Origin of the sequence: Aquabacterium sp. G14 (genome assembly GCF_037482285.1) — a bacterium.
Classification (GTDB): Bacteria; Pseudomonadota; Gammaproteobacteria; order Burkholderiales; family Burkholderiaceae_C; genus Aquabacterium.
Genome location: NZ_JBBEYB010000013.1, coordinates 38,252 through 56,519 on the forward strand (window position 1 = coordinate 38,252; position 18,268 = coordinate 56,519).

General features: G+C 68.6%; 15 protein-coding genes. 6 read left to right on the top strand and 9 right to left on the bottom strand.

The features are described 5' to 3' along the window. Positions 1 to 92: 92 nt before the first annotated feature. From WIT60_RS13325 to ald, 4 genes are all read right to left on the bottom strand, one after another. Positions 93 to 1,211, bottom strand: coding sequence for a 3-deoxy-7-phosphoheptulonate synthase (locus WIT60_RS13325; protein WP_339584384.1), 1,119 nt, complete (start codon positions 1,209 to 1,211; stop codon positions 93 to 95). Positions 1,212 to 1,493: 282 nt separating this feature from the next. After that, positions 1,494 to 2,987, bottom strand: coding sequence for a CoA-acylating methylmalonate-semialdehyde dehydrogenase (locus WIT60_RS13330; RefSeq protein WP_339584385.1), 1,494 nt, complete (start codon positions 2,985 to 2,987; stop codon positions 1,494 to 1,496). Positions 2,988 to 3,057: 70 nt separating this feature from the next. Next, on the bottom strand, positions 3,058 to 4,422 hold the full coding sequence (aptA, locus tag WIT60_RS13335) for an omega-aminotransferase AptA (RefSeq protein ID WP_339584386.1): 1,365 nt from the start codon (positions 4,420 to 4,422) through the stop codon (positions 3,058 to 3,060). Positions 4,423 to 4,482: 60 nt separating this feature from the next. Next, positions 4,483 to 5,598 carry an alanine dehydrogenase gene (gene ald, locus WIT60_RS13340; RefSeq protein ID WP_339584387.1) on the bottom strand — a complete coding sequence of 372 codons (1,116 nt, stop codon included), beginning with the start codon at positions 5,596 to 5,598 and terminating at the stop codon, positions 4,483 to 4,485. Positions 5,599 to 5,737: 139 nt separating this feature from the next. On the opposite strand from ald, the gene WIT60_RS13345 reads away from it, so the two are divergent. The 6 genes from WIT60_RS13345 (at position 5,738) to WIT60_RS13370 (ending at position 12,025) form a co-directional block, all read left to right on the top strand. After that, positions 5,738 to 7,279: an aminotransferase-like domain-containing protein gene (locus WIT60_RS13345; RefSeq protein WP_339584388.1), complete on the top strand. Its 1,542-nt coding sequence runs from the start codon at positions 5,738 to 5,740 to the stop codon at positions 7,277 to 7,279. A gap of 137 nt (positions 7,280 to 7,416) precedes the next feature. Then, positions 7,417 to 8,244, top strand: coding sequence for an ABC transporter ATP-binding protein (locus WIT60_RS13350; RefSeq protein WP_339584389.1), 828 nt, complete (start codon positions 7,417 to 7,419; stop codon positions 8,242 to 8,244). 10 nt (positions 8,245 to 8,254) lie between these two features. After that, positions 8,255 to 9,172, top strand: coding sequence for an ABC transporter permease (locus WIT60_RS13355; RefSeq protein ID WP_339584390.1), 918 nt, complete (start codon positions 8,255 to 8,257; stop codon positions 9,170 to 9,172). A 10-nt stretch (positions 9,173 to 9,182) separates the two neighbouring features. Next, positions 9,183 to 10,352, top strand: coding sequence for an ABC transporter permease (locus tag WIT60_RS13360; protein ID WP_339584391.1), 1,170 nt, complete (start codon positions 9,183 to 9,185; stop codon positions 10,350 to 10,352). A gap of 34 nt (positions 10,353 to 10,386) precedes the next feature. Beyond that, positions 10,387 to 11,394 carry an ABC transporter substrate-binding protein gene (locus WIT60_RS13365; RefSeq protein ID WP_339584392.1) on the top strand — a complete coding sequence of 336 codons (1,008 nt, stop codon included), beginning with the start codon at positions 10,387 to 10,389 and terminating at the stop codon, positions 11,392 to 11,394. Between the two features lie 4 nt (positions 11,395 to 11,398). Then, positions 11,399 to 12,025 (top strand): TetR/AcrR family transcriptional regulator, encoded by a 627-nt coding sequence (locus WIT60_RS13370; RefSeq protein ID WP_339584393.1) that lies wholly within the window; start codon positions 11,399 to 11,401, stop codon positions 12,023 to 12,025. A gap of 51 nt (positions 12,026 to 12,076) precedes the next feature. On the opposite strand, the gene WIT60_RS13375 is transcribed toward WIT60_RS13370, so the two are convergent. From WIT60_RS13375 to WIT60_RS13395, 5 genes are all read right to left on the bottom strand, one after another. Beyond that, positions 12,077 to 13,336 (bottom strand): Zn-dependent hydrolase, encoded by a 1,260-nt coding sequence (locus WIT60_RS13375; protein ID WP_339584418.1) that lies wholly within the window; start codon positions 13,334 to 13,336, stop codon positions 12,077 to 12,079. A gap of 24 nt (positions 13,337 to 13,360) precedes the next feature. After that, on the bottom strand, positions 13,361 to 14,827 hold the full coding sequence (hydA, locus tag WIT60_RS13380) for a dihydropyrimidinase (protein WP_339584394.1): 1,467 nt from the start codon (positions 14,825 to 14,827) through the stop codon (positions 13,361 to 13,363). Positions 14,828 to 14,854: 27 nt separating this feature from the next. Further along, positions 14,855 to 16,156: an NAD-dependent dihydropyrimidine dehydrogenase subunit PreA gene (gene preA, locus WIT60_RS13385; protein ID WP_339584395.1), complete on the bottom strand. Its 1,302-nt coding sequence runs from the start codon at positions 16,154 to 16,156 to the stop codon at positions 14,855 to 14,857. Positions 16,157 to 16,158: 2 nt separating this feature from the next. Further along, complete coding sequence (locus tag WIT60_RS13390; RefSeq protein WP_445207702.1) at positions 16,159 to 17,520, bottom strand: NAD(P)-dependent oxidoreductase; 1,362 nt, start codon at positions 17,518 to 17,520, stop codon at positions 16,159 to 16,161. A gap of 210 nt (positions 17,521 to 17,730) precedes the next feature. Next, positions 17,731 to 18,237, bottom strand: a complete 507-nt coding sequence (locus tag WIT60_RS13395; protein WP_320363548.1) for a peroxiredoxin — start codon at positions 18,235 to 18,237, stop codon at positions 17,731 to 17,733. Positions 18,238 to 18,268 lie beyond the last annotated feature (31 nt).

The following is an 18,268-nucleotide window of genomic DNA, read 5'->3' on the forward strand; positions in this document are numbered from 1 at the left end:
GCCCGCGGCACCGATACAAAAAAGGCCTGCTCTTGCGAACAGGCCTGTTTCCCCCCATCAGGGGGACGCTCCTCTGCCAAGAAGTGCCGCGCTCAGCGGGCGCGACGGGCCTTGACCGCGTCGGACAGCACTTGCAGCACTTCCTCGGAATCGTCCCAGCCGATGCAGGCATCGGTGATGGACTGACCGTAGGTCAGCTTGGACGCATCGTCCTTGCCCGGTGTGAACTTCTGGGCACCGGCGCACAGATGGCTTTCGACCATGACGCCGAAGACCTTCTTGGAGCCCCCGGCGACCTGGCCGGCGATGTCCTTGGCCACGACAACCTGACGCTCGTGCTGCTTGGAGCTGTTGGCGTGCGAGAAGTCCACCATCAGCGAGGGGTGCAGCTTGGCGGCTTCCAGGTCCTTGCAGGCGGCGGCCACGCTGTCGGCGTCGTAGTTCGGGGCCTTGCCGCCGCGCAGGATCACATGGCAATCGGGGTTGCCAGCCGTTTCCACGATGGCGACCTGGCCGTTCTTGGCGACCGACAGGAAGTGGTGCGGACGCGAGGCCGACTGCATGGCGTCGGTGGCGATCTTGATGTTGCCGTCGGTGCCGTTCTTGAAGCCGATCGGGGCGCTGATGCCCGAGGCCAGTTCGCGGTGGATCTGGCTTTCGGTGGTGCGCGCACCGATGGCACCCCAGGAGATCAGGTCACCGATGTACTGGGGCGAAATCACGTCGAGGAACTCGCTGGCCGCGGGCATGCCCATGCGGTTGATTTCCAGCAGCAGTTGACGCGCCATGCGCAGGCCTTCGTCGATCTTGTAGGACTCGTCCAAGTACGGGTCGTTGATCAGGCCCTTCCAGCCCACGGTGGTGCGGGGCTTCTCGAAGTAGACGCGCATGACCACTTCCAGCGTGTCGGCGTACTGCTCACGCAGCGCCATCAGCTTGCGGCTGTATTCGATGGCGGCGGCCGGGTCGTGGATGGAGCAGGGGCCGATGATGACCAGCATGCGGTCATCCTTGCCGTGGATGATCTTGCGGATGGCCTTGCGGGTGTCGCTCACCAGCTTTTCCACGGGCGTGCCGCGGATGGGGAAGAAACGGATCAGGGCTTCCGGCGGCGGCAGGGTGGTCACTTTGGTGATGCGGGCATCGTCGGTTTCAGAGGTGCGTTCGGCGGGTGCGACCCAACCGGCTGCGGCGCTGGATTTGGCTGTCATGAGGCTTCCTGTTGCGGGGCGGGTTGATCAGAAGATGTCGAAAAAAAACCGCCGGGGTGAGCCGGCGGTTTTCAGGTCGTGTGTGGCTCGCTTAAAAGGCGTCCACTCCTGCGCCGGTGAGGGGCTGGAGGTGAAAGTAGCCAAAATAAAAGCGAGACGTGACCTGCATGCGTATAAATGTAGCACGCTCCCCCAGGGCTCACAAGCAAGCCGGATGAAGCGTGGCTATCACGGCCATGGGGTGCGTCGATGGCCTCGGGCCCAGGCGCCCCACCACACCGCTCAGGTCATCTGCGGGAACGCGAACTCGGGCCCGCGCGCGATGCTGTCGGGCCAGCGCTGCATCACGGCCTTGTGGCGGGTGTAGAAACGCACGCCTTCGGGGCCGTAGGCGTGGTGGTCGCCAAACAGGCTGCGCTTCCAGCCGCCAAAGCTGTTGAAGGCCATGGGCACGGGCAGCGGCACGTTCACGCCCACCATGCCAACCTGGATGTGGCGCACGAACTCGCGGGCAATGCCGCCGTCGCGGGTGTAGACGGCGACGCCGTTGCCGTATTCATGGTCGTTGATGAGCTTCACGGCGGCCGCGATGTCGGGCACGCGCACCACGCACAGAACGGGGCCGAAGATCTCTTCGCGGTACACGCACATGTCGGGCGTGACGTGGTCGAGCAGGGTGCCGCCGACGAAGAAGCCGTTCTCATGGCCGGGCACGCGCAGGCCGCGTCCATCGACCACGGCCTGTGCGCCTTCGGCGATGCCTTGGCCAATCAGACCTTCGATGCGTTGCTGCGCCATGCGGGTGATGACGGGGCCCATCTCGGCATCGCGCTGATGGCCCTCGCCCACTTTGAGCGCCTGCACGCGCTCGCGCAACTGGGCCACCAAGGTGTCGGCCACCTCGCCCACGGCCACGGCCACCGAGATGGCCATGCAGCGCTCACCGGCGGAACCATAGGCCGCGCCGATCAGCGCGTCCACCGCCTGGCCGACGTCGGCGTCCGGCATGACCACAAGGTGGTTCTTGGCACCGCCCAGGGCCTGCACACGCTTGCCGTGGCGAGCGCCTTCGGCGTAGATGTATTCGGCCACCGGGGTCGAGCCGACGAAGCTGACCGCCTGGATCACCGGATGCGCCAGGATGGCATCGACGATGGCCTTGTCCCCTTGCACCACGTTGAAGACGCCGTCGGGCAGCCCGGCTTCCTTCAGCCATTCGGCCATCAGCAGGGACGGCGACGGGTCGCGCTCGGAGGGCTTGAGGATGAAGGTGTTGCCGCAGGCCAGCGCGATGGGGAACATCCACATCGGGACCATGGCGGGGAAGTTGAAGGGCGTGATGCCAGCGACCACGCCCAGGGGCTGGCGCATGGACCAGGCGTCGATGCCGCGGGCGATCTGGTCGGTGAACTCGCCCTTCATCAGCTGCGGGATGCCGGTGGCGAACTCGACGACCTCGATGGCGCGGGCGACTTCACCGAGCGCGTCGGGCAGGGTCTTGCCGTGCTCTTGCACGATGAGCTCGGCCAGTTCGGTGCTGCGCTGCTGCAAGATGGCCAGGAACTTGAACATCACGCGGGCGCGGGCCAGCGGCGGCTGGGCCGACCAGGCCGGGAACGCCGCCTGCGCGGCCACGACGGCGAGGTCCAGCTCGGCCGCGGTGCCCAGGTCCACCTGGCCTTGCACCTGACCCAGGGCGGGGTTGTAGATGTCGGCGGTGCGGCCGGAGGTGGAGGGCTGCACGCGGCCGCCGATGTGGTGGTGAACAGGGTACATGGTCAGACTCGGTGAAGGGATCGTCAAAGGGTAGCGCAGCGGGAACGGGGCATGGTCAGGGTAGGGGCGCTCAGCCTGGCTGGGCCGTGCGGCGCACGACGTCGCGCAGCACATCGACCATGCGGTGCAGTTCGTCGGGCGTGGCGATGAAGGGCGGGCCCATGGCCAGGGTGTCGCCGGTGAAGCGCAGCAGCAGGCCTTGCTGCATGGCCATCTCGAACACCGTCATGGCGCGGCGGGCGGGCTGGCCCTCCCAGGGCGCCAGGTCGATGGCACCGCAGAAGCCGAAGTTGCGGATGTCGGTGATGCCGGGCTCGCCTTTCAAGCTGTGCAGGCCGTCTTCCAGCACGGTGGCCAGGCTGGCGGCGCGCTCGATCAGGCCATCGGCCTGCAGGATGTCGAGCACGGCATGGCCCACGGCGGCGGCCAGCGGGTGGCCCGAGTAGGTGTAGCCGTGCATGAACTCGACCGCGTAGTCCGGTGCGTTCACGCCCATGAAGGTGTCGTACAGGGCCTGGCTGGCGATGACCCCGCCCATGGGCACGGTGCCATTGGTGATGCCCTTGGCAAAGGTGATGAGGTCGGGCGTGACGTCGAAGCGCTGGGCGCCAAAGGGGGTGCCCAGGCGGCCGAAGCCGGTGATGACTTCATCGAAGATCAGCAAGATGCCATGGCGGGTGCAGATCTCGCGCAGCTTTTGCAGGTAGCCCACGGGCGGCACGAGCACGCCGGTGGAACCTTGCACGGGCTCGACGATGACGGCGGCGATGGTGCTGGCGTCGTGCAAGGTCACCAGACGCTCCAGCTCGTCGGCCAGGTGGGCCCCCCAGGTCGGCTGGCCTTTGGAGAAGGCCATGTGGGCGGGGGACCAGGTGTGGGGCAGGTGGTCCACGCCAGGCAGCATCACACTGCCGAACATCTTGCGGTTGGCGACCATGCCGCCAGCCGAGATGCCGCCAAAGCCCACGCCGTGGTAGCCGCGCTCGCGGCCGATGATGCGGTAGCGCCCGCCCTCGCCGCGCAGGCGGTGGTAGCCGATGGCCATCTTGATGGCGGTGTCCACCGACTCGGAGCCGGAGTTGGCGAAGAACACGCGGTTGAGACCGGCGGGAGCCAGCTCGGCGATGCGGCCGGCCAGCTTCAGCGAGCCGGGGTGGGCCACCTGGAAGGCGGGCGCGTAGTCCAGCGTGGCGGCCTGGTGGCGCAAGGCTTCGACGATCTTGGGGTGACCGTGGCCCAGGGGGCAGCACCACAGGCCAGAGAGCGCGTCAAACAGCTGGCGCCCGTCCGAGGTCTGGTAATAGGCGCCTTGCGCGCCCACGACGACCTTGGGGTGCTGCTTGAAGTAGCGGTTGGGCGTGAAAGGCAGCCAGGCCGAGGGCAGGCCTTCGAGGGTGGCCGGGTCGGCGGTTTCGGTGGCGGGGTCAAAGGGCATGGGCACAGTCCAGCAAAAGAAAGGAATCCATTCGGGCCAGCGTGGCCGGCGTCACAGGCGTCACAGGCTCAGGGCGGCGAGCGGGTCGAGGTAAGCCCGGTCCAGCGCCTGCGCCACCCCGGGGTGCGTGAGGCGGCCGCGGTGCACATTGAGGCCCTGGCGCAGGTGCGGGTCGTCGCGCAGGGCCTGCAGGCCGTGGTCGGCCAGCGCCAGCACGAAGGGCAGGGTGGCGTGGCCCAGCGCAAAGGCCGAGGTGCGCGGCACGGCACCGGGCATGTTGGCCACGCAGTAATGCACCACGCCATCGACCACGAAGGTCGGGGCATCGTGGGTGGTCGGGTGCGAGGTTTCGGCACAGCCGCCCTGGTCGATGGCCACGTCCACGATGACCGAGCCGGCACGCATCTGGCTGACGGTCTGGCGCGTGATCAGCTTGGGGGCGGCGGCCCCGGGCACCAGCACGCCGCCGATGAGCAGGTCGGCCTGGGCCGCGTGCTGCTCGATGGCATCGCGGGTGGCGTAGGCGGTGCGCAGGCCGTGGCCGAACTGGGTCCACAGCCGGCGCAGCACCTCCAGGTTGCGGTCGATGACGGTGACCTGCGCGCCCAGGCCCAGGGCCATGGCTGCCGCGTGCATGCCGACCACGCCGCCGCCCAGGATCACAACCTGAGCCGGGGCCACGCCGGGCACCCCGCCGAGCAGCACCCCGCTGCCACCGGCGTGGCGTTGCAGGGCCTGCGCTCCGGCCAGCACCGACAGGCGCCCCGCCACCTCGGACATCGGCGCGAGCAGGGGCAGGCCGCCGTTGGGTGAGGTCACGGTCTCGTAAGCGATGCAGGTGGCGCCGCTGGCCATCAGGTCCTGGGTCTGGGCGAGGTCGGGGGCGAGGTGCAGGTAGGTGAACAGGATCTGGTCGGCGCGCAGGCGCTGGCGCTCGACGGCCTGCGGCTCCTTGACCTTGACGATCAGTTGCGCACGCGCCCAGACGGTGTCGGCATCCGGGGCGATGGTGGCGCCCGCCGCCTGGTAGTCGGCGTCGCTGGCCCCGATGCCCAGCCCGACGCCCGTCTCCACCCAGACCTCGTGGCCGTGGTGCACCAGCTCCCGCACCGCCGCGGGCACCAGGCCCACGCGGAACTCCTGCACCTTGATCTCCTTGGGCACACCGACCAGCATGAACGACTCCACACAAAGGGGGTTGGGATGGAGCCATCGTAGGCGCATCCCCCGGCCGGCGGCAAGACGGTGAAGCGGCAAGCTGGCAGACGACTTGCTTGGATGAGGCAACCGTACAGCCCCTTTTGCCTGCACAGTCATGTCCGCCTCTCTCACCCTCTCTGTGGCCTCCCCGTCCTGGCTGGATGGCTTGCAACGCACCTTGCAGGGGGCCCGACCTGCCTCCGGTGAGGCGAAGCGGCCCCGCGCCGCACCGGGGGTCAGCCTGGTGCAACAGCTGACGCAGGCCATCGAGCAGGCCGTGCAGCAAGGCGAGCTGCGCGCCGGCAGCCGCCTGCCCTCGGTACGGGCGCTGGCAGCCCGCCTGGGCATCAGCACCTTCACGGTGGCCGAGGCCTACACCGGTCTGGTGTCGCGGCGGGTGCTGTCGGCCCGGCGGGGCGCGGGCTACCACGTGGCCTCGGCGCACCTGAGCGCCCGTCGGCCCAGCCCCGATCTGGCGCTGTCACCGCGCATCAGCGACGACTGGCTGAGCCTGAACATGTTCGCGCAAGGCCGCGACCTGCTGGCCGCCGGCTGCGGCTGGCTGCCCCTGAGCTGGTATGGCGAGAACGACTTTCACGCGGCCCTGCGCCAGGCCACTCGCATCGCCGGAGAACACCTGGCCAGCTATGGCCATCCGCTGGGCTACGCGGGCCTGCGCCAGCAACTGGCTGGCGAGTTGAGCGAGCGCCTGGGACCGGTGAACGCCGACCAGATCGTGCTGACCCACGGCGTGACGCACGGCTTCGAGCTGGTGATGATGGGCCTGCTGCAACCGGGCGATGCCGTGCTGGTGGAGGAGCCCGGTTACTGGAACCTGCACGCGCAGCTGCGCTGCCACGGCCTGCGCCCCATCGGTGTGCCGCGCGCCGCGGCGGGGCTGGACCTGGCCGAACTGGCGCGCCTGGCCGAGCTGCACCGCCCGCGTGCCATCTTCGTCACCACCGTGGGGCACAACCCCTTGTCGACCACGCTGTCGCTGCGGCAGGCCCACCAGCTGCTGGCCCTGGCCGAGCGGCACGACCTGTGGGTGATCGAAGACGACATCTTTCGGGACCTGGATGCGCCGCATGCCCCGTCGCTGGCCGGGCTCGACGGCCTGCACCGTGTGTTGGTGCTGGGCGGGTTTTCAAAGACGATCGCGCCGGCGATCCGCGTGGGCTATGTGGCCTGCCCGCCCACGCTGGTGCAGACGCTGGTGCGCATCAAGATGACCTGCGGGCTGACGACGTCCGAGATCAACGAGCGCGCCGCCGCCCGGGTGCTGGCCGACCCGGCCCACCGCCGCTACCTGGAGCGCATCCGCCACCGGTTGGCCGCCGCCCGCGAGCGCGTGGTCGATGCCTTGTCCGAGATCGGCTTGCAGCCCCTGGCCTTGCCCGACAGCGGCCTGTATGTGTGCGCGGGCTGGCTGGGCGCCGGTGCCGATAACGACCCGCATGCGGTCACCGAACACGCCCGCCAGGCGCGCACGCTGGCCCAGGCCGCACTGGCCGAAGGCATCGCGCTGGCACCGGGCGATTACTTCCTGCTCGAGCCACGCGCGACCTCGTGGTTCCGCTTCAACGTGGCGCACGCCGACGACCCGCGCCTGCGCGCCTTTTTGCAGCGGGCCGCGCGTCAGTTGCCCCACCCCTGAGTGCGGTCCTCTCGGCCGAGATCGGCCCGGACCAGCCCCAAAACAGTGCCAGATCGGGCCCTTGGGTCTGGCACAGAACTCGCATGGGGTCCTGCATCCAAACCTGACCACACGGTCAACTTCCTGGTCACTGCCCCATGAACGCGCCCGAGATGCTTGCCTCCACGGCCACCCCGGCCAACCAGCCGGTGTTCGGCCGACCCGTCGTGCAGATCCAGCAGGCCAGCGTGGTCTACCCGGCGCCCGACGCCCCGGTGCGGGCCTTGCACGAGGTGGACCTGGAAATCCGTCAGGGCGAGTTCATCTCGCTGATCGGGCCCTCGGGCTGCGGCAAGACCACGCTGCTGCGCGTCATCGCCGACCTGGAGTCCATCACCTCGGGCACGGTTCGGGTCAATGGCCTGAGTCCGCACGATGCCCGCCTGGCGCGCGCCTATGGCTATGTCTTCCAGGCCGCGGCCTTGCTGCCCTGGCGCACGGTGCTGTCCAACGTGATGCTGCCACTGGAGCTGCAAGGCACCCCGCCCGAGGTCGCCCGCGAGATCGCCCGCACCCAGCTGGCGCGCGTGGGCCTGGCGCAGTTCGAACAGAAGTACCCCTGGCAGCTGTCGGGCGGCATGCAGCAGCGGGTGTCGATCGCGCGGGCCCTCGGTTTCGAGCCCAAACTGTTGATGATGGACGAGCCTTTCGGGGCGCTCGATGAGATCACCCGCGACGACCTGAATGCCCAGTTGCAACAGCTGTGGCAGCGCGAGCAGCGCACCGTCGTGTTCGTCACGCACTCGATCGCCGAGGCGGTGTACCTGTCGACTCGCATCGTGGTGATGTCACCGCGCCCCGGTCGCATCGTCAAGGTGATCGACTCGCCGCTGCCGGCCGAACGCACGCTGGCCCTGCGCGACACCCCTGCGTTCATGGCCCTGGCGCACGAGGTGCGCGAGGCCCTGGCCGACGGCCACCACTGAGGAGCCCGCCATGGCGCTCGCCTCCTCCTTGTCCGCCGCGCCATCGCGCTGGCGCCAGGCCGTCGCGCGGGCCCTGCCCGTGGGCGTCGTGCTGGCCGTGTTGCTGCTGGGCTGGTACGCGCTGAGTGTGGCTCTCAATGCGAGTGGCGTGATCGAACGGGTGCTGGGCGGGCCGGCCGGCGCCTGGGGCTGGCGCGACCTGATCTGGGCGACCTGGCACCAGCAGCGTGCCGTGCTGCCCGCGCCGCACCAGATCGCGCTCGACATCTGGCACAGCCTGCTGGACTGGCCGCTGGACGATCCACGCAACCTGCTGCTGCACACCCGCGTCACCGCCGAAGCCACCTTGCTGGGCTTCGTGCTGGGCACGGCGCTGGGTTTGCTGCTGGCGGTGCTCATCGTGCACGCGCCCACGCTGGAGCGGGCCGTGCTGCCCTGGATCGTGGCTTCGCAGACCGTGCCGGTGCTGGCCATCGCCCCCATCGTGCTGGTGGTGCTGGGCAGCCTGGGCTTCAGCGGCGTCCTGCCCAAGGCGGTGATCGCCATGTACCTGTGCTTCTTCCCGGTCACCGTGGCCATGGTGCAGGGCCTGCGCGCCCCGCAAACCCTCGATCAGGAGCTGATGCACACCTACGCTGCCACGCGGATGCAGACCCTGTGGGTGCTGCGCCTGCCGGCCGCCTTGCCCTACCTGTTCCCGGCCCTGCGCGTGGGCATCGCCGCCGGCCTGGTGGGCGCCATCGTGGCCGAGCTGCCCACCGGCGCGCAAGCCGGCCTGGGCGCGCGCCTGCTCACCAGCTCCTACTACGGCAACACCGTGCAGATCTGGTCCGCCCTGTTGATGGCCGCCGTGCTGGGCATGGTGCTGACCGCCGCGGTCGGCCTGCTGGAGCGCGCGGTCCTGCGCGGTCGCGGCCCCAAGCTCTGAAGCTCACCCCATGATCCGCCCCACCGCTCCCTCCTCCGCGCCTGGCGCCTTGCTGGCCGTGTTCGCCCTGGCCCTGCTGTGCCTGTCCGGCCCCTTCGCCCTCCTGATGGTCGATCCGGGTGACTATGTGCTGCAGCCCCGGGCCTGGTGGCAAGCCGACAGCGTGGCCGCGCAGGTGCTGCAACTCGGTACCGCGCTGTGCCTGCTCGCCGCGGCCGTGCTGGCCCTGCGTCCCACGCCGGGGCGCCTCCGCAACGCGGTGCTCACCACCCTGGCACTGGCCGGTGCCCTCGGTCTCATCGCACTCGCGCCGACCGACGAAAGCCGTGTGCCCGGTCACGCCTACTGGTTGGCCACGCTGGCCCTGATGCTGTTGGCCGTGGTCACCGTCCAGCGCGTTGCCGCGCTGCCCCTGCCGCGCTGGCTGGCCCCCCTCACAGCCGGTCTGTTCGGCCTGTGGATGCTGCTGCTGTGGGAGCAACTGGTCACCGCCTTCGCCGTGCCCCGCGTGCTGCTGCCGCCGCCCTCGGCGGTCGTGCTGGCCCTGTGGGAACATGCCGCCACGCTGTGGGGCGATCTGGTACAAACCGTCGGCAAAGCCGTGCTGATCGGCTATGCGCTGGGCTGTGGCCTGGGCGTGCTCACCGGCATCGCCATCGACCGCCTGCCCTTCCTGCAACGCGGCCTGCTGCCGGTGGCCTCGCTCACCAGCACCATCCCGCTGGTCGGCATCGCCCCCATCGCGGTGATGTGGTTCGGCTTCGACTGGCCCTCCAAAGCCGCCGTCATCGTGCTGATGACCTTCTTCCCGACCCTGGTCAGCACCCTGGCCGGCCTGGGCGCGGCGGGCAAGCTCGAACGCGAGCTGATGCACTCGTATGCCGCCAGCTACCGCCGCACCCTGCTCGACCTGCGCCTGCCCGTGGCACTGCCCTTCATCTTCAATGCCCTGAAGGTCAACGCCACCCTGGCCCTGATCGGCGCCATCGTGGCCGAGTTCTTCGGCTCGCCCACGCAGGGTCTGGGCTTTCGCATCTCCACCGAAGCCTCACGCATGAACATGCCCCTGGTCTGGGCCACCATCGTCGTGGCCAGCGCGGTCGGCATGCTCGCCTACAGCGCCCTGAGCCGCCTGGAGCGACGCGTCAATTTCTGGCACCCCTCGGTGCGTTCCGCCTGATTTTGTCCCACCCCTCGTCCTACAGGAGCTCTCGATGAACCGTCCTCTGTCTTCCACGTTCCGGCTGGCCCTGGTTGCGGCCGCCGCTGCCCTCAGTGTCGGGGCCCACGCCGCCGAAAAGGTCACCGTGCAGCTCAAGTGGGTGCCCCAGGCTCAGTTTGCGGGCTACTACGTCGCCCAGGCCAAGGGCTATTACAAAGAGGCGGGGCTGGACGTGACCATCAAGCCCGGCGGCACCGATGTTTCACCCGTGCAGGTGCTCGCCGGCAAGTCCGCCGACGTCATCGTCAACTGGATGCCCGATGCCCTGGCCGCCCGTGAAAACGGCGTGCCCCTGGTCAACATCGCGCAGATCTTCGACAAGTCCGGGATGATGCTGACCTGCAAGAAGGCCAGCGGCGTCAACAGCCCCAAGGACCTCAAGGGCAAGACCCTGGGCGTCTGGTACGGCGGCAACGAATACCCCTTCCTGAGCTGGATGAGCAAGCTCGGCCTGCAACCGGGCAAGGACATCACCGTGCTCAAGCAGGGTTTCAACGTCGACCCGCTGCTGCAGAACCAGGCCGCCTGCATCTCCACCATGATCTACAACGAGTACTGGCAGGTGGTGGACGCGGGCGTCAAGCAGTCCGACCTGGTGACCTTTTTCTACCAGGACCAGGGCGTGGCCTCGCTGGAAGACGGCCTGTATGTGCTCGGCCCCAACCTGCGTGACAAGGCTTTTGTGGCCAAGATGGCCAAGTTCCTCAAGGCCAGCTTCAAGGGCTGGAACGACGCCGTGAAGAACCCCGCCGAAGCCGCCAAGATCGTCGTGGCCAACGACACCTCGGGCAGCGCCAGCCTGGCCGTGCAGACCCGCCAGATGGAGAACGTGGCCAAGCTGATCAGCAACGCCAACACCCCGAAGATGGGCTACCTGGACCCGGCCGCGTACGAGCGCACCATCAAGGTTCTGATGGCCGGCGGCAGCGCCCCCGTCATCAAGAAGGACCCCGGCAAGGCCGCCATGACCCACCTGGTGTGGGAGCAGGCGGCAAAATAAGGGCATGAACCGCAGCACGCCCACCTCCCGACGCCAGACCCGACAGGTCAACGAGTCCGTGATCTTGCGTGCTGCGGAGCGGGTCTTTGCCCGCGCCGGCTTCGAAGGGGCCACCATGGCCGACATCGCCAACGAAGCCGGTCTGCCCAAGGCCAATCTGCACTACTACTTCGGGGCCAAACGCGCGCTCTACCGCGCCGTGCTCGACGCGGTGCTGCACGACTGGCTCGCCCCGCTCGACGCCATCACGCCCGAGGCCGATCCACGCACGGCGCTGTGCCGCTACATCGAGCTGAAGATGGCCCTGGCCGCCGAGCGCCCACACGCCTCCCGCGTGTTCGCCAATGAACTGCTGCACGGCGCGCCCGTCGTGCTCGACCTGCTGCGCACCGACCTGCGTCAACAGGTGCTGGCCAAGGCCGCCGTCATCGACGGCTGGATCGCCGCCGGGCGCATGGCCCCGGTGGACAGCGTCCACCTCTTCTTCACCATCTGGGCGGCCACCCAGACCTATGCCGACTTCGACGTGCAAATCCACGCTGTGCTCGGCACCGAGCCCAACCCGGCCACCGACACCCCGCGCGCCACCGCGCACGTCACCAGCCTGATCCTGCGCGGCTGCGGCCTCTGAGCCGCAGCAAGTCGCTCACGCGACGCCCCTCACCAGCCCGAGGGGCTCCGCTCACACCACGCCTGCGCGGTCCAGCATCGCGTGCAGCAGCACATTGCAGCCGGCTTCCAGGTGGGCCGGCTGGGCATCCTCGATCTCGTTGTGGCTGATGCCGTCCTTGCAGGGCACAAAGATCATGCCGGCCGGCGCCAAGCGCGCCACGTACACCGCATCGTGCCCGGCCCCGGACACGCAGGGCATGTGCGAGTAGCCCAGCGCCTGCGTGGCCCGACGCACCGCCGCCACGCAACCCGCCTCGAAGGGCACCGCGGGGTAATGCGAGACCTCCTCGATCTCCACCTTCAACCCGCTCTCTTCGGCCACCGCCGCCGCAAAGGCGCGGATCTCTGCGTCCATCTGGTCCAGCAGCTCGTTGCTGACATTGCGCAGGTCCATCGAAAACTTCACCCGCCCCGGGATCACGTTGCGGCTGTTGGGGTGCACCTGCACCATGCCCACCGTGCCGCGGCCGTGCGGCTGGTGGTCCATGGCGACGGCCACCACCTCCTGCATGATGCGCGTGGCCACCTGCAAGGCATCCTGACGCAGCCCCATTGGGGTCGGGCCGGCGTGCGCCTCCATGCCCGTCACCGTGCAGTCGTACCAGCGGATGCCCAGCACCGCCTCCACCACGCCGATGGTGATGCCATGGTCCTCCAGCACCGGCCCCTGCTCGATGTGGGCCTCGAAGTAAGCCCCCACCGGATGCTGGCCCGGCACCTCGTCGCCGATGTAGCCGATGCGGGCCAGCTCGTCTTTCACGGTGTGGCCCTCGGTGTCCTGCGCCGCGTAGGCATGCTCCAGCGAAAAGGCGTTGGCGAACACGCCCGAGCCCATCATCACCGGCACAAAGCGCGAGCCTTCTTCATTGGTCCAGAACGCCACCTCGATCGGCGCCTCGGTCTCGATGCCAAGGTCATTGAGCGTGCGCACCACCTCCAGGCCCGCCAGCACCCCATAGTTGCCATCGAACTTGCCACCGGTCGGCTGTGTGTCGATGTGGCTGCCCGTCATGATCGGGGGCAGGGCGTTGTTGCGTCCCGCCCGCCGCATGAAGACATTGCCGATCTGGTCCACCGTCACCGTCATGCCAGCCTCGCGGGCCCAGCCCACCACCAGATCCCGCCCCTGCCGGTCCAGCTCGGTCAAGGCCAGGCGGCACACGCCGCCCTTGGGCGTGGCACCGATCTCGGCCAGGCGCATCAACGAGGCCCACAAGCGGCCCCCATTCACCCGCACCTGGCTCACATCCGCGTGCGTTGCCGTGTTCATGCTGTGCATCTCTCTCCCTCCCGTTCAGATCGTGGCGCGTGCCACCGCTTGCGGTGCCGCCAGCGCCGCCTTGCGCGACAAGGCATCGAACACCGGCCCAAACGCTGGTCGCTTCACATAGCGCCCCTGGCCGGGCTCGGCGCGCAAATCGCCCCGCACATAGGCCAGGCGCCCGCCACTGAGCGTGTGCGTCGGCACCCCGCGCACCGTGCGCCCCTCAAAGATGTTGAAGTCGCCCTTCGAGTGCTGGGTCGCCACCGACAGCGCCTTGCTGGCCGCCGGGTCCCACACCACGAGGTCGGCATCCGCGCCCACCGCCACGCAACCCTTGCGCGGGTACAGGTTGAACAGCTTGGCCGCATTGGCCGAGGTGACGGCCACGAACTCCGACGGCGTCAAGCGCCCCGTGTTGACGCCGGCGTCCCAGATCACACTCAGGCGCTCCTCCACCCCGCCCGTGCCATTGGGGATCTTGCTGAAGTCCAGGCGCCCCATGGCCTTCTGGGCCGCACAGAAGGTGCAGTGGTCCGTCGCCGTCGTGTGCAGATGCCCCGCCTGCAGGCCGCGCCACAGCGCCGCCTGGTGTTCGGGCGCACGAAACGGCGGGCTCATCACATGCGCCGCCGCCACGTTGAAGTCCGGATGCCGGTACACGCTGTCGTCGATCACCAGGTGCCCGGCCAGCACCTCGCCATACACCCGCTGCCCCCGCGCTCGCGCCCGGGCAATCGCCTCGGCCGACTCCGCACACGACACATGCACCACATAGATCGGCACATTGAGCACATCGGCGATCGCGATCGCGCGCTGCGCCGCCTCGGCCTCCACCGCCGGCGGGCGTGACAGCGGGTGCGCCTCCGGCCCGGTCAGCCCCTGCGCCTTCATCTCCTGCTGCAGCAGGAACACCAGCTCGCCGTTTTCCGCATGCACCGTGGGCATCGCCCCCAGCTCCAGCGCCCGCCGGAAGCTGTTCACCAGCGTCTCGTCGTCGGCCATGATGGCGTTCTTGTAGGCCATGAAATGCTTGAAGCTGTTCACGCCCTCGTCCTGCACCAGCGCGCCCATGTCCCGCCGCACCGACTCGTCCCACCACGTGATCGCCACGTGAAAGCCATAGTCCGCCGCCGCCTTCTCGGCCCAGCCCCGCCACGTGCGGTAGGCGTCCATCAAGGGCTGCTTCGGGTCGGGGATCACGAAGTCGATGATGCTCGTCGTGCCCCCCGCCAGCCCGGCGGCGGTCCCGGTGAAGAAGTCATCGGCCGTCACCGTGCCCATGAAAGGCAGTTGCATGTGCGTGTGCGGGTCGATCCCGCCCGGCATCACATACTGCCCGCCCGCGTCGATCACCTCGGCGCCCACGGGCACGTCCAGGTCCTCGCCCACCGCCGCGATCACCCCGTCCACGCACAGCACATCGGCCGTGCGCTCCCCATCGGCATTGACCACTGTGCCACCACGGATCCACACCGCCGGCTGCTTTGCTGTCGTCATCGCACTCTCCTTGCGGACGGGGCCGCCTCAAACGGTCGCCATCGGGTTGTTCGGGTGGGCCAGCCAGTTGCGCGGCTCGGCCGGCACCGGCTCACCGGTGCGCAGGTCCACCTCACCGGGCGCCAGGTGCCGCAAGGTGATGCACTCCTCGACCGGACAGACCGACACGCACAGGTTGCAGCCCACGCACTCCTCTTCTTTGACTTCGAAGTGGCGCACGCCGTCCTTCATCGCCGTGATCGCCTGGTGCGAGGTGTCTTCGCACACCACATGGCAACGCCCGCAGCTGATGCACTTGTCCTGGTCGATCACCGCCTTGGACACATGGTTCAGGTTGAGGAACTTCCAGTCCGTCACCGTCGGCACCGCACGCCCCACCAGCTCGTCGAGCTTCTGCACGCCCATCTCATCCATGTAGTTGGACAAGCCGCTGCACAGGTCTTCCACGATCTTGAAGCCATGCACCATCGCCGCCGTGCACACCTGCACGGTGCCCGCGCCCAGCGCGATGAAGTCCAGCGCATCGCGCCACGTGCTCACCCCGCCGATGCCCGAGATCGGCAAGCCACGGGTCTCCGCCGTGCGCGCGATCTCCGCCACCATGTTCAGCGCGATCGGCTTGACCGCCGGCCCGCAGTAGCCGCCGTGCGAGCCCATGCCCGCCGTGCTCGGCACCATCGTCAAGGTCGCCGGGTCCACCCCCATGATGGAGTTGATCGTGTTGATCAGCGACACCGCATCGGCCCCGCCGCGCTTGGCCGCCTGCGAGGGCTGGCGGATGTCGGCGATGTTGGGCGTCAGCTTCACGATCACCGGCAGGCGGCTGTACTGCTTGCACCACGCCGTGACCATCTCGATGTACTCGGGCACCTGGCCCACGGCCGCGCCCATGCCGCGCTCGCTCATGCCATGCGGACAGCCGAAGTTCAGCTCGATGCCATCGGCCCCGGTGTCCTCCACCCGCGGCAAGATGGCACGCCACGACGCCTCGTTGCACGGCACCATCAGCGACACCACCATCGCCCGGTCCGGCCAGTCCTTCTTCACCTGCGTGATCTCGGCCAGGTTCAGCGCCAAAGGCCGGTCCGAGATCAGCTCGATGTTGTTGAAGCCCAGCACCTTGCGATCCGGCGACAACAGCGTGCTGTAGCGCGGCCCGTTCACGTTGACCACCGGCGGGTCTTCACCCAGCGTCTTCCACACCACGCCGCCCCAGCCCGCCTCGAACGCGCGGATCACATTGGTGGCCTTGTCGGTCGGCGGCGCCGAGGCCAGCCAGAAGGGATTCGGGCTGTGAATGCCCACGAAATTGCTGCGCAGATCGGCCATGATCAAGACTCCGCTTGGAAGGATGCGTGGATGCCCAAGGCGGCCTGCTTGCCCGCCTCAACCGCTTCAACCGTCAGGTCGCGCCCGCCCGTGCAGGCATCGCCGCCCGCCCAGATGCCCGGCAGCGACGTGCGCCCCTGCGCATCGACCACGATCCGGCCATCGCGCAAGAACAAGCCCGACGTCGTCCAGGGCGCCTCCTCCAGTCGCTGCCCAATCGCCTTGAGCACCATGTCGGCGGGCAGCGTCACATGCTCCCCGGTGGGGCCCCAGCGTCCGTCACCCAGGTCCTGTTGACAGGCAAAGCGCACCCCGCACACCGCCCCGCTTTCGCCCAGCAGGGTTTCCGGCGCCAGGCCATGGCGAATCGTCACGCCGTTGGTCTGCGCCCAGGCCTGCTCCACCTGTGACGCCGACATCGCCTCCGGCCCACGCCGGTACACGATGCTCACCTCTTCGGCGCCCAGCAGTTTTGCCTGCACCGCGGCGTCCACCGCCGTCATGCCGCCGCCAATCACCAGCACACGCCGGCCGATCGGCAGCGTGGCCCAATCTGACGATTGACGCAGGCGCGCAATGAAGTCCACCGCGTCTTCCACCCCGGCCAGGCTCTCCTCGCCCGCCAGGCCCAGTTGACGCACGTCCCCCAGGCCCACGCCCAGGAACACGGCATCGTGGTGTTCCGACAAGGCCTGCAACTGCGCGACCGTCTCGATGCGCACCCCCGTCTGCACCGTGATGCCGCCCACGCTCAACAACCACGCGACCTCGCGCTGCGCGAAGTCACCCGCCGTCTTGTAGCTGGCCAGCCCATACTCATTGAGCCCGCCCAGCTTGTCGTGGGCGTCGATCAGCGTCACCGCGTGGCCTTGCACCGCCAAGGTGTGCGCACAGGCCAGGCCGGCCGGGCCGGCGCCCACCACCGCCACCTTGCGCCCGGTGTCCGGCGCCCGTGTGAACACCGGCGCAGCGCCTTCCTTCATCACCGCGTCCACCGCGTAGCGCTGCAGCCGCCCGATCTCCACCGCCTTGCCTTGCTGCGTCTGGCGCACACACACGGCCTCGCACAGCTCTTCGGTCGGACACACCCGTGCGCACATGCCACCCAGCGGGTTGGCCGACAAGATCGCCTGCGCCGCCCCCCGCACATTCCCATCGGCAATGCGGTGGATGAAGCTCGGCACATCGATGCCGGTGGGGCAGGCCGTCTGACACGGCGCGTCGAAACAATACAGACAGCGCTCGGCTTCGATCACCGCCTGCATGGGCGTCAAAGCGGGCGTCTCGGCCGCCTGCAGCCGCTGCGCATACGCCGCTGTAGGCAGACGCCCCGGCTGGACATCGTGGAAGGGACTCTCGGACACGGTGGGTTCTCCTTGCTCGACAACCTGACCAAATGGTCAGGTTTGTGCAGAACCCATATGCTTAAACCGTGCCAGCGCTTTGTCGCTCGCCAGCGCACACCCACGGTGCAAAGCCCAAGAAAAAGGGCGCACCGGTGTTCAACACCAGCACGCCCTCGGGGCATGAACCGGGCCACACGCGCCATCCCGGCGCATCCGGCCCCAGATCGATCAACCCTGGATCTGCTTCAGCAAGGTCGCCGCATCGCTCACGGCATAGCCACCGCCTTGCTCGTCATTGAGTTGCGTCACCACACCGTCCTTGACCAGCATCGAGAAGCGACCGGAACGCAGACCCAGGCCCTTGGCGCTCAGGTCCAGCACCAGGCCCGTGGCCTTGGTGAACTCGGCGCTGCCGTCGGCCAGCATGCGCACCTTGCCGGCAGCCTGCAGCTCACGGCCCCAGGCGCCCATCACGAAGGCATCGTTCACCGCCACACACCAGATCTCGTCGACCCCGGCGGCCTTGAACGCGTCGGCCGACGCGATGTAGCCGGGGGCATGCTGCACCGAGCACGTCGGCGTGAACGCGCCGGGCACGCCAAAGATGGCGATGGTCTTGCCGGCGGTCGCCTTGGCGACGTCCACCGGGTTGGGGCCGAGGCTGCAGCCTTCGGTCGCCACATCGATGTACTCGAACAACGTGCCGCCCGGCAGCTTGTCACCCACTTTGATCATGCGTCTCTCCTGAGAATCCAACAGACAATAA

Excerpts from the sequence above, each read along its gene's own strand:
- WIT60_RS13325 (WP_339584384.1), bottom strand. The coding sequence starts at position 1,211 with ATGACAGCCAAATCCAGCGCCGCAGCCGGTTGGGTCGCACCCGCCGAA.
- WIT60_RS13330 (WP_339584385.1), bottom strand. The coding sequence starts at position 2,987 with ATGTACCCTGTTCACCACCACATCGGCGGCCGCGTGCAGCCCTCCACC.
- aptA (WP_339584386.1), bottom strand. The coding sequence starts at position 4,422 with ATGCCCTTTGACCCCGCCACCGAAACCGCCGACCCGGCCACCCTCGAA.
- ald (WP_339584387.1), bottom strand. The coding sequence starts at position 5,598 with ATGCTGGTCGGTGTGCCCAAGGAGATCAAGGTGCAGGAGTTCCGCGTG.
- WIT60_RS13345 (WP_339584388.1), top strand. The coding sequence starts at position 5,738 with ATGTCCGCCTCTCTCACCCTCTCTGTGGCCTCCCCGTCCTGGCTGGAT.
- WIT60_RS13350 (WP_339584389.1), top strand. The coding sequence starts at position 7,417 with ATGAACGCGCCCGAGATGCTTGCCTCCACGGCCACCCCGGCCAACCAG.
- WIT60_RS13355 (WP_339584390.1), top strand. The coding sequence starts at position 8,255 with ATGGCGCTCGCCTCCTCCTTGTCCGCCGCGCCATCGCGCTGGCGCCAG.
- WIT60_RS13360 (WP_339584391.1), top strand. The coding sequence starts at position 9,183 with ATGATCCGCCCCACCGCTCCCTCCTCCGCGCCTGGCGCCTTGCTGGCC.
- WIT60_RS13365 (WP_339584392.1), top strand. The coding sequence starts at position 10,387 with ATGAACCGTCCTCTGTCTTCCACGTTCCGGCTGGCCCTGGTTGCGGCC.
- WIT60_RS13370 (WP_339584393.1), top strand. The coding sequence starts at position 11,399 with ATGAACCGCAGCACGCCCACCTCCCGACGCCAGACCCGACAGGTCAAC.
- WIT60_RS13375 (WP_339584418.1), bottom strand. The coding sequence starts at position 13,336 with ATGAACACGGCAACGCACGCGGATGTGAGCCAGGTGCGGGTGAATGGG.
- hydA (WP_339584394.1), bottom strand. The coding sequence starts at position 14,827 with ATGACGACAGCAAAGCAGCCGGCGGTGTGGATCCGTGGTGGCACAGTG.
- preA (WP_339584395.1), bottom strand. The coding sequence starts at position 16,156 with ATGGCCGATCTGCGCAGCAATTTCGTGGGCATTCACAGCCCGAATCCC.
- WIT60_RS13395 (WP_320363548.1), bottom strand. The coding sequence starts at position 18,237 with ATGATCAAAGTGGGTGACAAGCTGCCGGGCGGCACGTTGTTCGAGTAC.